The sequence below is a fragment of the Streptomyces sp. NPDC051173 genome (assembly GCF_040689515.1).
GTDB lineage: Bacteria > Actinomycetota > Actinomycetes > Streptomycetales > Streptomycetaceae > Streptomyces.
The window spans coordinates 62033-75148 of record NZ_JBFBBD010000023.1 but is presented as its reverse complement, the minus strand read 5'-3'; the positions used below and the strand labels follow the sequence as shown (position 1 = coordinate 75148).

At 71.6% G+C, this 13116-nt stretch carries 12 protein-coding genes and 3 tRNA genes; 11 read left to right on the top strand and 4 right to left on the bottom strand.

The features are described 5' to 3' along the window. Positions 1 to 82: 82 nt before the first annotated feature. The 4 genes from AB0435_RS15430 (at position 83) to AB0435_RS15415 (ending at position 6354) form a co-directional block, all read left to right on the top strand. Positions 83 to 1408 carry a deoxyguanosinetriphosphate triphosphohydrolase gene (locus AB0435_RS15430; RefSeq protein ID WP_366003192.1) on the top strand — a complete coding sequence of 442 codons (1326 nt, stop codon included), beginning with the start codon at positions 83 to 85 and terminating at the stop codon, positions 1406 to 1408. A gap of 163 nt (positions 1409 to 1571) precedes the next feature. Beyond that, positions 1572 to 2837, top strand: coding sequence for an FAD-dependent oxidoreductase (locus AB0435_RS15425; protein WP_366003193.1), 1266 nt, complete (start codon positions 1572 to 1574; stop codon positions 2835 to 2837). Between the two features lie 51 nt (positions 2838 to 2888). Next, positions 2889 to 4787, top strand: a complete 1899-nt coding sequence (dnaG, locus tag AB0435_RS15420; RefSeq protein WP_366427203.1) for a DNA primase — start codon at positions 2889 to 2891, stop codon at positions 4785 to 4787. Between the two features lie 373 nt (positions 4788 to 5160). After that, entirely contained in the window at positions 5161 to 6354 is a 1194-nt protein-coding gene (locus AB0435_RS15415) for an RNA polymerase sigma factor (protein WP_366003195.1), read from the top strand. Positions 6355 to 6417: 63 nt separating this feature from the next. On the opposite strand, the gene AB0435_RS15410 is transcribed toward AB0435_RS15415, so the two are convergent. Both AB0435_RS15410 and AB0435_RS15405 read right to left on the bottom strand, forming a co-directional pair. After that, complete coding sequence (locus tag AB0435_RS15410) at positions 6418 to 7842, bottom strand: FGGY family carbohydrate kinase (RefSeq protein WP_366003196.1); 1425 nt, start codon at positions 7840 to 7842, stop codon at positions 6418 to 6420. A gap of 42 nt (positions 7843 to 7884) precedes the next feature. Next, entirely contained in the window at positions 7885 to 8184 is a 300-nt protein-coding gene (locus AB0435_RS15405; protein ID WP_366427202.1) for a YtxH domain-containing protein, read from the bottom strand. Between the two features lie 209 nt (positions 8185 to 8393). Here AB0435_RS15405 and AB0435_RS15400 point away from each other — a divergent pair. The 5 genes from AB0435_RS15400 to AB0435_RS15380 all read left to right on the top strand — a co-directional run bounded on the left by AB0435_RS15400 (position 8394) and on the right by AB0435_RS15380 (position 10833). Beyond that, positions 8394 to 8466 (top strand) — tRNA-Asn (locus AB0435_RS15400). 5 nt (positions 8467 to 8471) lie between these two features. After that, positions 8472 to 8544 (top strand) — tRNA-Asn (locus AB0435_RS15395). 180 nt (positions 8545 to 8724) lie between these two features. Continuing rightward, positions 8725 to 8798: transfer RNA gene (locus AB0435_RS15390), tRNA-Ile, on the top strand. A 153-nt stretch (positions 8799 to 8951) separates the two neighbouring features. Beyond that, entirely contained in the window at positions 8952 to 10151 is a 1200-nt protein-coding gene (locus tag AB0435_RS15385; protein ID WP_366427201.1) for an IS3 family transposase, read from the top strand. Between the two features lie 58 nt (positions 10152 to 10209). Further along, positions 10210 to 10833: a transposase gene (locus tag AB0435_RS15380; RefSeq protein WP_366427200.1), complete on the top strand. Its 624-nt coding sequence runs from the start codon at positions 10210 to 10212 to the stop codon at positions 10831 to 10833. Here the strand turns inward: AB0435_RS15380 and AB0435_RS15375 are convergent. Next, positions 10825 to 11307, bottom strand: a complete 483-nt coding sequence (locus tag AB0435_RS15375; protein WP_366003200.1) for a hypothetical protein — start codon at positions 11305 to 11307, stop codon at positions 10825 to 10827. The genes AB0435_RS15380 and AB0435_RS15375 overlap by 9 nt on opposite strands. 298 nt (positions 11308 to 11605) lie before the next feature. Here AB0435_RS15375 and AB0435_RS15370 point away from each other — a divergent pair, with 298 nt between their 5' ends. Then, a complete protein-coding gene (locus tag AB0435_RS15370) occupies positions 11606 to 11812 on the top strand; it encodes a hypothetical protein (RefSeq protein WP_366427199.1) in 207 nt (68 codons plus the stop codon). 37 nt (positions 11813 to 11849) lie between these two features. Here AB0435_RS15370 and AB0435_RS15365 read toward each other — a convergent pair whose 3' ends face one another. Then, positions 11850 to 12473 carry a hypothetical protein gene (locus AB0435_RS15365; protein WP_366003203.1) on the bottom strand — a complete coding sequence of 208 codons (624 nt, stop codon included), beginning with the start codon at positions 12471 to 12473 and terminating at the stop codon, positions 11850 to 11852. Between the two features lie 214 nt (positions 12474 to 12687). Between AB0435_RS15365 and AB0435_RS15360 the strand changes: the two genes are divergently transcribed. Then, positions 12688 to 13047 carry a hypothetical protein gene (locus tag AB0435_RS15360; RefSeq protein ID WP_366003205.1) on the top strand — a complete coding sequence of 120 codons (360 nt, stop codon included), beginning with the start codon at positions 12688 to 12690 and terminating at the stop codon, positions 13045 to 13047. The last annotated feature ends 69 nt before the right edge of the window (positions 13048 to 13116 follow it).

Below are 13116 nucleotides of genomic sequence, written 5' to 3'. Positions count from 1 at the left end.
CCGGATCCGCACGGCGGCCGGAACCCCTCCCGCCGGACAGCGCTCCATCGCCGCTGTCACACCCGGCGGATACCGTCGGGGTATGAACGGCACAGCACGGATGGCGAAGGAACAGCCCGGCATCGCCGGATACGAGGCGTCGGACCTGGAGCGCTGGGCACCCGAGCCCGACAAACGCCCGGGGCGCACCGCCTTCCAGCGCGACCGGGCGCGCGTCCTGCACTCCGCCGCGCTGCGCCGTCTCGCCGGGAAGACCCAGGTCGTCACCCCCGGCGTCAGCGGCCAGGCGTGGGACGCCAGCCCGCGCACGCGCCTGACCCACTCCCTGGAGTGCGCGCAGGTGGGCCGGGAGCTGGGCGCGGCCCTCGGCTGCGACCCCGACCTGGTGGAGGTCGCCTGCCTCGCCCACGACCTCGGCCACCCGCCCTTCGGGCACAACGGCGAGCAGGCGCTCAACGAATTCGCCGAGCCCTGCGGCGGCTTCGAGGGCAACGCCCAGTCGCTGCGCCTGCTCACCCGCCTCGAACCCAAGCGCTTCGTCCCCCGTGACGGCGAGCTGTGCAGCGTCGGCCTCAACCTCACCCGGGCCGCCCTCGACGCGGCGACCAAATACCCCTGGCCGCGCGGCGGGCACCCCACGGACCCGGACTCCCGCAAGTTCGGGGTGTATCCGGACGACATGCCCGTCTTCGCCTGGCTGCGGCAGGGCGCCCCGGAGCACAGGAAGAGCTTCGAGGCCCAGATCATGGACTGGTCCGACGACGTGGCCTATTCCGTCCACGACGTGGAGGACGGCCTGCACGCGGGCCACCTCGACCCGAACGTGCTCCTCGCCGGGCCCGAGCGCGGCGAGGTCTTCGCCGTCGCGGCGGGCCGTTACGCCCCGGGCGCCGCGCCCGAGGAGCTCGCCGAGGCTCTCGACCGGCTGCTCGAACAGGAGTGGTGGCCGCACGGCTACGACGGCTCGGCCGTCGCCCAGGCCCGCCTCAAGGACGCCACCAGCCAGCTCATCGGCCGGTTCTGCCTCGCGGCCGAGACCGCCACCCGCGCCGCCTGGGGGCACCGCCCCGGCGCGCTCACCCGCCACCGCGCGGAGCTCGTCGTCCCCCGCGCCACCCGGCTGGAGTGCGCCGTCCTCAAGGCGGTCGCCGACCGCTTCGTGATGCAGCGCCCCGACCAGGAGAAGCTCCGCGCCGACCAGCGCGTGGTCATCGCCGAGCTCGCCGAGGCGCTCGTCGCCCGCGCGCCCGACGGGCTCGACCCGCAGTTCCGCTCCCTCTTCGCCGCCGCCCACGACGACGCCGGACGGCTGCGCGCCGTCGTCGACCAGATCGCCGCCCTCACCGACGTCTCCGCGCGTACGCTCCTCGCCCGGCTCACCGGGGCGGGGACTGTGGCAAAAGGGTGACCGAATGTCCACACAATCCGAGCACTTCCCCCGCACCATGCGGGTACTGACCCGTCCGGGGTAGTCCCTCTTCCGGCGGCACACTCCGTGCGGGACCCTCTGCACGGGCTTTCGACCGGGGGCGGTAGCGCAGACGCACTGCGTGGCAGCGAGGAGGCAGCAAGTGGTCGACGCACACCAGACGTTCGTCATCGTCGGAGGGGGCCTGGCCGGCGCGAAGGCCGCCGAGACCCTCCGCTCGGAGGGCTTCACCGGGCGTGTGATCCTCATCTGCGACGAACGTGACCACCCCTACGAGCGGCCGCCGCTCTCGAAGGGGTATCTCACGGGCCAGGACGACCGCGACAGCGTCTTCGTCCACGAGCCCGCCTGGTACGCCCAGGCCGACATCGAGCTGCACCTCGGCCAGCCGGCCGTCCACCTCGACCGCGAGAACCGCTCCGTGCGCCTCGGCGACGGCACCCGCATCCACTACGACCGGCTGCTGCTGGCCACCGGCGCCGAGCCCCGCCGCCTGGACATCCCCGGCACCGGGCTCGCCGGCGTCCACCACCTGCGCCGCCTCTCGCACGCCGAGCGGCTGCGCGGCGTCCTCGCCTCCCTCGGCCGCGACAACGGCCACCTCGTCATCGCCGGCGGGGGCTGGATCGGCCTGGAGGTCGCCGCCGCCGCCCGGGGCTACGGCGCCGAGGTGACGGTCGTCGAGCCCGAGCCCACGCCGCTGCACACCGTCCTCGGCCCCGAGCTCGGCCAGCTCTTCACCGACCTGCACAGCGAGCACGGCGTCCGCTTCCACTTCGGCGCCCGCCTCACCGAGATCGCCGGGCACGACGGCATGGTCCTCGCCGCCCGCACCGACGACGGCGAGGAGCACCCCGCGCACGACGTCCTCGCCGCCATCGGCGCCGCCCCGCGCACCGCCCTCGCCGAGGCCGCGGGGCTCGCCCTCGTCGACCGCGCCGACGGCGGCGGCATCGCCGTCGACGCCTCCCTGCGCACCTCCGACCCGCACATCTTCGCCGCCGGTGACGTGGCCGCCGCCGAGCACCCGTGGCTGGGCACCCGGCTGCGCGTCGAGCACTGGGCCAACGCCCTCAACAGCGGCCCCGCCGCCGCCCGCGCCATGCTCGGGCAGGAGGTCGTCCACGACCGGGTGCCGTACTTCTTCTCCGACCAGTACGACGTGGGCCTCGAATACTCCGGCTACGCCCCGCCCGGCTCGTACGACCAGGTCGTCTGCCGCGGGGACGTCGGCAAGCGCGAGTTCATCGCCTTCTGGCTGTCCGAGGGGCGGCTGCTCGCGGGCATGAACGTCAATGTGTGGGATGTCACCGAGACGATCCAGGGCCTCATCCGCTCCGGCACCCGCCTGGACCCGGACGCCCTGGCCGACCCGTCCGTCCCGCTGGAGTCGCTGCTCGTCCCGTGAGAGCCGGAGGTCCGGGCCGGAGCGCCGCGGTCCCGGCCGTAGAATTCACGTGTGGCAGGACGGATCAACGATGACGACGTGAAGGCGGTCCGGGACGCGGTCCCGATCGACTCCGTCGTGTCCGAATACCTCCAGCTCCGCAACGCCGGTGGCGGCAATCTCAAGGGCCTGTGCCCGTTCCACGACGAGAAGTCCCCGTCCTTCCAGGTCAGCCCCGCCAAGGGGCTCTTCTACTGCTTCGGCTGCCAGGAGGGCGGGGACACCGTCGACTTCGTCATGAAGATCGACCACCTCTCCTTCGCCGAGACCATCGAACGGCTCGCCGGCCTGGCGGGCATCACCCTGCGCTACGAGGAGGGCGGCTACACCCCGGGCCGCCAGCAGGGCGAGCGCATCCGCCTGGTCGAGGCGCACAAGCACGCCGCGAAGTTCTACGCCGACCAGCTCGACGGTGCCGAGGCGGAGATCGGCCGGGCCTTCCTCGCCGGGCGCGGCTTCGACCAGGCCGCGGCCCAGCACTTCGGCGTCGGCTACAGCCCGGCGGGCTGGGACCACCTCACCCGCTTCCTGCGCGGCAAGGGCTTCAGCGACAAGGAGCTGATCCTCTCCGGCCTCGCCCAGGACAGCCGCAACGGCCGGCCCATCGACCGCTTCCGCGGCCGCCTGATGTGGCCCATCCGCGACATCACCGGCGAGGTCATCGGCTTCGGCGCCCGCAAGCTCCGCGACGACGACAACGGCCCGAAGTACCTCAACACCCCCGAGACCCCCCTCTACCGCAAGTCGCACGTCCTCTACGGCATCGACCTCGCCAAGAAGGACATCGCCAAGAGCAGCCGCGCCGTCGTCGTCGAGGGCTACACCGACGTCATGGCCTGCCACCTCGCCGGGGTCACCACCGCCATCGCCACCTGCGGCACCGCCTTCGCGGCCGACCACGTCAAGATCCTCCGCAGGCTGCTGATGGACAACTCCCGCTCGAAGGTCATCTTCACCTTCGACGGTGACGCAGCCGGCCAGCGCGCCGCCCTGCGCGCCTTCGAGGACGACCAGAAGTTCGCCGCGGGCACCAACATCGCCGTCAGCCCCGGCGGCATGGACCCCTGCGAGCTCCGCCTCGACCGGGGCGACGAGGCCGTGCGCCTGCTCGTCGAGGAGAGCACCCCCCTCTTCGAGTTCGCCATCCGCTCCGTGGTCAAGCGGCACGAGGCCGACACGCCCGAGGGCCAGGCCGCCGCCCTGGAGGAGGCCGCGCCGATCGTCGCGGGCATCAAGGACAGCTCGATCCGCCACCAGTACGCGGTGCGCCTCGCCGGGCTGCTCGGCATCCTCGACACCCAGTTCGTCGTCATGCGCGTCGGCCAGCTCGCCCGCTGGGCCCGCGAGCGCGGCAACCGCCCCGATCAGGGACGCAACCACCGGGCCGCCCCCGCGGCACCCCAGCCGTCGGCCCCCCGGGGCCTCCGCGGCCCCGCCCTCAACCTCCGCAGCCCCGCCCAGCTCACCGAGCGCGAGCTGCTCAAGCTCGCCCTCCAGCGCCCCGACCTCGTCGCCCCCGCCTTCGACGCCTACGGCGAGGACGAGTTCACCGCCGAGCCGTACGTCGCTGTCCGCCGCGCCGTCGAGCAGGCCGGCGGCGTCACCGACGCCCCCGGCGACTACCTCACGCGCGTCCGGGACGCGGCCCCCGACGACATCGTCCGCTCGCTGGTCACGGAGCTCGCCGTCGAGGCGATCCGGAGCAAGAGCGTGGACGAGATCTACGCCGGGATGCAGCTGGTCCAGGTCCGCCTGCGGGCCGTGGAGCGGCGCGTCAAGGAGGTCCAGGGCAGCCTGGTCCGGCTGGGCGCGGACGCCGCGCCGGAGCATCTGGCCGCCGTGCAGAACGAGTTGTGGGTGCTGGAGCAGTACGGGCGGGCGCTGAAGGACCGGGGAGCGGCGGCGCTGTAGCGCTGGGCCGCTTCCGGGTGCCGGTTCGTTTTTGTCCGCGGCTTTGCCGGCGCCTGCGGCGGAGCTCCCTTCGGGAGCGTCCTCAAGCTCCCCCAGACTCCGTCCGGGGGTGCCCCCAACGGGCTTGATGTGGCTGATGTGTGCCGGTGCGGGTACGGAATCCGGCCCCGGGCCCGAGAGGCGATCTCCCTCCGTAACCCCTGGTCACGAAGCGGACTCAGAAAGTGCCCGCACGCCCCTCGTGGCGGACCTGTGTCGTACCCCACACTGGTGGGCGGTGCCTGGTCCGGTCGCAGGGACCCGGAAACCTCCGCGAAGTCGCCCTTGAACCACGGGACGGACGGCGGCCCGGCCGCTGCCGCCCCTTCGTCGCATGCCACCCCCCGAACCGGCAGCGATCACCTTGGAGGTCGCCCCCGTGCAGACCCGGACCCCGACCCGGCCCCAGACGCCGACCCTGTCTCCGGCCGATACGGCCCCCGCCGTGCCGCAGCAGGCCGAGCCGCCCGGCTGTGAGAGCCTCTCCGGCGAGGCGTCACCGGCCCCCGGCCCCGAGCCGGGACCGCCACCGGCCGCCCGAGCCGCCACCGAGTCCGGCGGTGAAGAGGCCGCCGACGAAGCACCCCACGCCGAGGCGGCCCGCGCCGACACCGGCGGCCCGTCCTCCGACCTCTTCCGTCAGTACCTCCGCGAGATCGGCCGGATCCCGCTGCTCTCCGCGGCCGAGGAGGTGGACCTGGCCCGCTGCGTCGAGGCCGGTCTCTTCGCCGAGGAGAAGCTGGGCAGCACCCCCGACCTCGACACCCAACTCGCCCTGGACCTCGACCGCCTGGTGGTCCTCGGCCGGATGGCCAAGCGCCGCCTGATCGAGGCGAACCTGCGGCTCGTCGTCTCCGTCGCCAAGCGCTACATCGGCCGCGGTCTCACCATGCTCGACCTGGTGCAGGAGGGAAATCTGGGCCTGATCAGGGCAGTTGAGAAATTCGACTACGCCCGGGGCTACAAGTTCTCGACGTACGCGACCTGGTGGATCCGCCAGGCCATGTCCAGGGCGCTCGCCGACCAGGCGCGGACGATCCGCGTCCCCGTCCACGTCGTCGAGCTGATCAACCGCGTCGTCCGCGTCCAGCGCCGCATGCTCCAGGAGCGGGGCTACGAACCCACCGCCGAGGAGGTCGCGGCCCAGCTCGACCTCACCCAGGAGCGGGTCAGCGAGGTGCTGCGCCTCGCCCAGGAGCCCGTGTCGCTGCACGCGCCCGTCGGCGAGGAGGACGACGTCGCCCTCGGTGACCTCATAGAGGACGGCGACGCGGCCTCACCCGTGGAGTCGGCCGCGTTCCTGCTGCTCCGCGAGCACCTGGAAGCCGTCCTCTCGACGCTCGGCGAGCGCGAGCGCAAGGTCGTGCAGCTGCGGTACGGGCTGGCCGACGGCCGCCCCCGCACCCTGGAGGAGATCGGCCGGATCTTCGGCGTCACGCGCGAACGCATCCGCCAGATCGAGTCCAAGACCCTCAACAAGCTCCGTGACCACGCCTTCGCGGACCAGCTCCGCGGCTATCTGGACTGAGGCCGCGCGTCGTCCGATGCCGCCCAGTGCCGCCCGATGCCGTCCGTTGACGTACGGGATCGCCTACTGGAACGCCCCGGGGTGGGCCTGCTCGCGCACGGTCACGTACTGCTGCCGCACCGCCTGCCCCACCGGCATCTCCTCGCCCGTGGCCTCGAAGACCTGGCTGGCCGCCGCGGGCCACATCGGTGGCTGCTGCGGCGACAGCGTGCCGTGCTGGACGCCCAGCGACCAGGCCGCCTGCCGCGCCGCGCCCAGCGCCGCGTAGTCCGCCGGCTGCGGGACGACGACCTGCGCGCCGAAGAGCGCCGGCGCGATCGCCTGCACGGCGGGCAGCTCGGCCGCGGCGCCCAGCAGGAACACCCGCCGCACCTGCACCCCGCGCGTGCGCAGCACGTCGAGGGCGTCCGTGAGCCCGCAGAGCATCCCCTCGAACGCGGCCCGCGCCAGGTGCTCCGCCTTCATGCTCTCCCGGCGCAGCCCGGTCAGGGTGCCCGCGGTGTGCGGCAGGTGCGGGGTGCGCTCGCCCTCCAGATAGGGGAGCAGCACCATGCCGTACGACCCGGGCGAGGAGCGCAGCGCCAGCTCGGACAGGCCCGCGAGGTCCGTGCCCAGCAGCTCGGCGGTGCCGCGCAGCACCCGGACCGCGTTGAGGGTGTGCACCACCGGCAGGTGCATGCCGGTGGCGTCCGCGAAGGAGGTGATGATGCCGGTGGGGTCGACGAGCGCCTCGTGGTGCACGGCGAAGACCGAGCCGGAGGCGCCAAGGGAGATCACCGCGTCGCCGGCGCCGACGCCGAGGCCGAAGGCGGCGGCCATCGTCTCGCCCGTGCCCGCGGAGATCAGCAGCCCCTCCGGGGTGTGCCCGGCGGGCTCCGCGGGGGCGAGCACGTCCGGCAGTGTCACGGGGTGGCCCAGGGCCAGCTCCACGAGATCCGGCCGCCAGGAGCCGGTCGCCGCCGACCAGCAGCCCGTGCCGGAGGCGTCGCCGCGGTCCGTCGTGCGCCGCAGCGGCCGGCCCAGCAGCTGCCAGACCAGCCAGTCGTGCGGCTGGAGCACGGCGGCCGTCCGCGTCGCCGACTCCGGTTCGTTGCGCGCCAGCCAGCGCAGCTTGGCCGGCACCTGACCGGGCTGGGGCACCGACCCGACGGCCTGCGCCCAGGCGGCGCGGCCGCCGAGCGCGTCCGCGAGATCGGCCGCCGCGGGTTGCATCCGTTTGTCGTTGCCGAGCATCGCGGGCCGTACGAGCACGCCGCCCGCGTCCAGCGCGATGAGTCCCTGCTGCGCGGAGACGCCGATCGCCTGCACGCCCTCCAGCAGCCCGCCGGCGGCGGCGTCGCCGAGCGACATCAGCCACGCCTGTGGATCACCTTCGGGCGTCGAGGGGTGCGGTGCGTACCCCTGACGGAGCACGGCTCCTGTGTCCGCGTCGCAGACGACGATCCGTGTGCTCTCGGTGGAACTGTCCAGCCCGGCGACTATGCCCATGCGGTGATGATGCCAAACGGACGCGGTCCGGCCGTCATCCGGTCAGGTGTTGCTGGTGCCCCAGTCGTCGTCGTTGCCCTGGCCGCGCTCGCGCAGGGAGCGGACCCGGTCGCCGATCGCGCCCGGCATCCGGTCGCCCATCTTGTCGCCGACCTTGTCGAAGGCCCTGGCGGCCATGGCCCGGCCGTTCTGCGCGGCGGACTCCGCCGTATTGCGGACCGCGGGGTTCTGGGCGACCCGCCGCGCTCCCTTCCGAAGCTGTTCGTACCGCTCGCGGCCGGCCCGCGCGCCGAGCACGTACCCGACGGCTGCCCCGACGATGAACGTCAGCCGGTAGCGCATCCCGCTCCACCCTTCCCTCGGATCCCTCGCGCCCCACGCGTTTCACGGGGGCCGCCGGGCTGTGCTCCGCGCCTACCCCCCGGGTGCGAAGGTCACTCCCGGGGTACCGATTGGCGGAGCACCCCCCTGCTTGCGCTAATGTATGTGTCGCAGCGAGCGCACGCCGCCCGGAAGACCGGACGGCAGAGCATTCGAGGCACACGCAGCAATCCCCTGTAGCTCAATTGGCAGAGCAGCCGACTGTTAATCGGCAGGTTACTGGTTCGAGTCCAGTCGGGGGAGCGCGATCCCCTGTAGCTCAATTGGCAGAGCAGCCGACTGTTAATCGGCAGGTTACTGGTTCGAGTCCAGTCGGGGGAGCCGGCGGATCAGGACCCCTCAGGGGGTCCTTTTTTGCGTCCGGGCGGGAACCAACCCGGCGTGATCGAAGTCCTCATGGTCAGGTCGGTCACGCAAAAAGGCCCCACCAGGGCAGCAGATCGTATGAGCAGCTATGCTGCGGCAGACGGCGCGCACAGATGTGCGCGACGCGCCGTGAACGGGGCGGTAGCTCAGCCGGTTAGAGCAGCGGACTCATAATCCGTCGGCCGTGGGTTCGAGTCCCACCCGCCCCACTTTGCGGCTCAGGTGCAGAAACGTTCTGACCTGCCAAAACGCAAGACGAAGGGCCGCCGTGGCGCGTGTGGCGGCCCTTCCGTCTTCCCTGATCAGCCCGGGTGAGGCCGACGTGAGGCCGAGGGGCCTAGGCGGCTGCCAGAACGGGCTCAGTGAGGCCATTCTGTGAGGCCGCGGGCGGCTGCTCAGCCGACTGGGGGGCCTCCTCGGCGGGCGCAGGGCGTGCGGTCCTCTTCGCGCGCGGCACGACGGCCACGGTGTTCTCGGACACGGACACGGACACGGGGCGGGAGCCGGTGGCCGGCACGGTCTTCGAGGCCGCCCGGACTCAGGCCCTGGAGGACCTGACGAGCGTGGTCGGCCGGGTGAAGGCATGCTCCGCGCTCGGTGTGAGCCGGGCCACCTACTACCGCCACCACCGCCAGAGCCCGGCTCCCATCCAGCCCCGCCGGGAGCGTCGCCGTCATCCACGTGCCCTCGGCCTGGCCGAGGAGGCCAGGGTGCTGGAGGTGCTGCGGTCCGAGGAGTTCGCCGACATGGCGCCCGGCGAGATCTACGCGGTCCTCCTCGACCGCGGCATCTACCTGTGCTCGGAGTCGACGATGTACCGGCTGCTGCGCAAGCACGGCGAGCTCCGCGAGCGGCGACGGCAGGCCACCCACCCGCCGCGCAAGAAGCCCGAGCTGGTCGCCGAAGAACCGAACCGGGTGTGGTCGTGGGACATCACCAAGCTGAAGGGCCCGGTCAAGGGCAGCTACTACTGCCTCTACACGATTATCGACATCTACAGCCGTTACACCGCCGGCTGGATGATCGCCGACCACGAGGACAAGGAACTGGCCGAGCAGTTCCTGTCCTCCACGATCGCCAAGTACGAGGTGGAACACGGGCAGTTGACGATCCACTCCGACCGGGGATCGCCCATGGTCGCCGAGAACGTCGCGCAGATGATGGCGAACCTCGGCGTCACCAAGTCGCACTCCAGGCCGAAAACCTCCAACGACAACCCCTACAGCGAGAGCCAGTACAAAACCCTCAAATACCGGCACGACTTCCCCGACCGGTTCGGCTGCATCGAGGACGCCCGCGCCTGGTGCGAGCGGTTCTTCGACTGGTACAAACTGGAGCACCGGCACTCCGGCATAGCCATGCACACCCCCTTCGACGTGCACTTCGGCCTCGCCACCCAGCTCCGCGAGATGCGCGCCGACGTCCTGGACGCCGTCTACACCAAGCACCCCGAACGCTTCGTCCGCAAGCCGCCCGAGCCCCCGAAGCTCCCCGCAGCCGCGTGGATCAACAAGCCCGACCAGCACACACCCGACGGCCAAACGATCCCGACACAGCGATAGAACGATCTACCTGCCTTGATCACATTGACAGGCTCCGCGACGAGCAGGCCGTGAGCGTGTGGAAGGAGGCGACCTGGGTGGAGGTAAAAGGGCACGGGCGGCCTGCGGGGGCTACGTCTGCTTCGAGGACGAAGCAGGCTTCACCCGACGGCCGCCGAGGGGACGGACCTGGGGCCGCCGCGGTATCACCCCGGTCGTGACCGTGAGCGGGCGCCGCTCGGGACGGCTGTCGGTGGCCGGGCTGATCGCCATGCGGCCGGGTTCCCGGACCCGGCTGTGCCACCGCCTGCGGACCCACCCCGGGGGCAGGGACAAGCGCCGCAGCATGGACGAGCGGGACTTCATCGCGCTGGTCGACGGCGTCCATCAGCTGGTCAGGGCGCCGATCGTGCTGGTCTGGGACCGGCTGAACACCCACGTCTCCCGCAGGATGCGGGACCTCGTCACCGAGCGGACGTGGCTGACGGTGTTCCTGCTGCCCGCCTACTCGCCCGACCTCAACCCGGTCGAAGGCGTCTGGGCACACGTCAAACGCAGCCTGGCCAACCTCGCCGTCATGGCCCTCGACCGCCTCGAAACCCTCGTCCGCAACCGGCTCAAGCGCCTTCAGTACCGGCCCGAGACCCTCGACGGCTTCATAGCCGGCACCGGCCTGGCTCTCAACGACCCAGCATCACCTTGACGAGCCGAAGTCAGTAATTACCTTGGCGACCCGGAACCGTGCACTTGGTGCGTTCAGCTTCGGCTTGTGCTTGTAATCCCGCAGCACAACCTTGCTACCCACCTCTACGGGTTGGCCCAAGGTCTTAGGAACATAAGCGATCTCGAACGTATTTCCGAGTGAAGCTACCTCGACGTACCCTGCCCCGTCGACGTTCGTGACGACGACAGCGGGGCGCTGCCACTTGCGTACACGCTTCGCCGGATCGACCATGCGACCTTTGCGGCAAAAGTTCGCAAACGCCCCTTGGCCGGCGCGGCGCGTACCGGACCGACGCACCCCTGGAACACGGCTGATAGCTCTCCCGGATCCAAATTCTGCCGAACGGTGGCGGTTCTTAGCACCCATCGTTAGCGCCTCTCTCAGATCGTGCCTGCCGGTAAACAGCAGCAACCTATCCGCACGGCAGTCAGCGTAAGCATCGAGATCGGCCATTCAGGCGCAACGCCCCCTCGAACGGGACTGCTGCATGATCAGGTGACAGCGGGGTTTACGCAGCCAGAGGTGCTGGTGGGGCCACGATGGTCTCGTACTCGACAGGGGTCAATCGGGCCAGGCGTCTCCGGGGTGCGGAGCAGTTCCTCGATCGCTGGTGCGGCGGACGAGGTCCAGCCGTCTTCGAAGTTGTCCCACGGGCCGAAGCCGTCCACGTTGTCCATGCCGCCGAACAGGCAGATGTCGGGCCCTCGCGAACGACCCGCTCAACCTGGTCTCCGCCGACGGCCCGGCGAACATGGGCAAGGGCGACAAGGACGCGTCCGCCTGGCTGCCCGCCAACAAGAAGTTCCAGTGCGCGTACGTGGCGCGGCAGGTGGCGGTGAAGAAGGCGTACGGGCTGTGGGTGACCTCCGAGGAGGGGGACGCGATGCGGAAGGTGCTGAACGGCTGCCCGGGGGAGGCGCTGCCGGGTGAGGGCGCGAAGGGCGTCGCGCTGCGGTAGGCGGTGGGCCTCCCGCGTCGGCCGGAGCCGTGTGTGGTCACGGCGAATGGCGGGACTCCCGGAGTGCCGAGTGGAGAAAGGGCAGCACGCCGCGCTCCAGCAGGGCCTGTTGCCAGGCTTCGCGGGAGCGCGTGACGTCCGTCTCCGCCTCGGGGGCCGCCCCGTCCTCCGGGGCGGACCGCTGCCGCGCCGCCGTGACGAGCAGCGCCGTCACCGCGACAGCCGCGGCCGTCGCCGCGACGAGGGCGGTCGTCCAGCCCGAGGCCACCAGCCCGTCCGACAGGCGCTCCTGGGTTCCGGTCAGCCGCAGGCCGTAGCCGATCAGCAGGAAGGCCGCGGCGGCCACCGCGGCCAGCGACGGCACGAGCACGCCCAGCGCCCCGGCCAGCCCGCCGCCGAATCCCCGCAGCGACCGCCTGTCCGGCGCGGGCGGCTCCTGGGGCGTGGTGCTGGTGCGCGTGCGGAGGTAGACGCGGTACTCGTCGGCGGCCGCGGCCGCGATCTCCGTGCGGGCCCGCAGCGCCATCGTGCGCAGCTGCTCCGCGCTGACCGGCGCGTTGCCGCGTACGGCCTCCCTGATCTCGGGGAAGTGCAGGGCCTGTTGGACGACGTGTTCGAAGTCAGATGTGTCCTCCACCCTCAGGTGGTCCAGACTGTCCATGGGCGTCCCCCGGTTGCCTCGATGTGACGGACTCCATGAAACTTCCCCGGTTGCGCAACCTCTAAAGTGTGTGGCGGGCGGGGATCGGGCCACGCTCGCCTTGATCCTCGGCCGGGGCGTGGGTAATCTCCTCCGGCCTGTGCCGCGGCGGATGTCGTGGTCATGGAAACGCGCAGGTCGAGACCGTCCACGGACCGTAAGGACAGAAACGAAGATGATGCACCGGATCGCACGCTCGATAGTCGGCGCCTTGGTCGTCGCGATGGCCGTCATGGGTCTGACGGCCACGGCGGCGCACCCGGCCGCCGCCGCCGCGATCCGCCCGGCCGCGGCCGCGGCGCCCGCCGACGCGTCCGCCGCACCTCAGGACGGCGCGTCCCGCACGACCGCCGCCGCCCCGGCGACCGTCGAACTGGCCTCGAAGCACGAGAAGAAGAAAAAGAAGAAGGGCTTCTTCGCGAAGCTCGGCAAGTTCCTGCTGATCGTGGGGATCCTGATCATCGTCTTCCTGGTGCTGCTGATCGTGGGCATCATCTACGCCGCGAAGCGGATCTTCCGGCGGCGTCGGGGCTGACGCCCGTGACCGCCGGACGGGCCCGGGCCGGGTCCGTCCGGCGGTCGTTCTCTCAGGTGTTCACTCAGA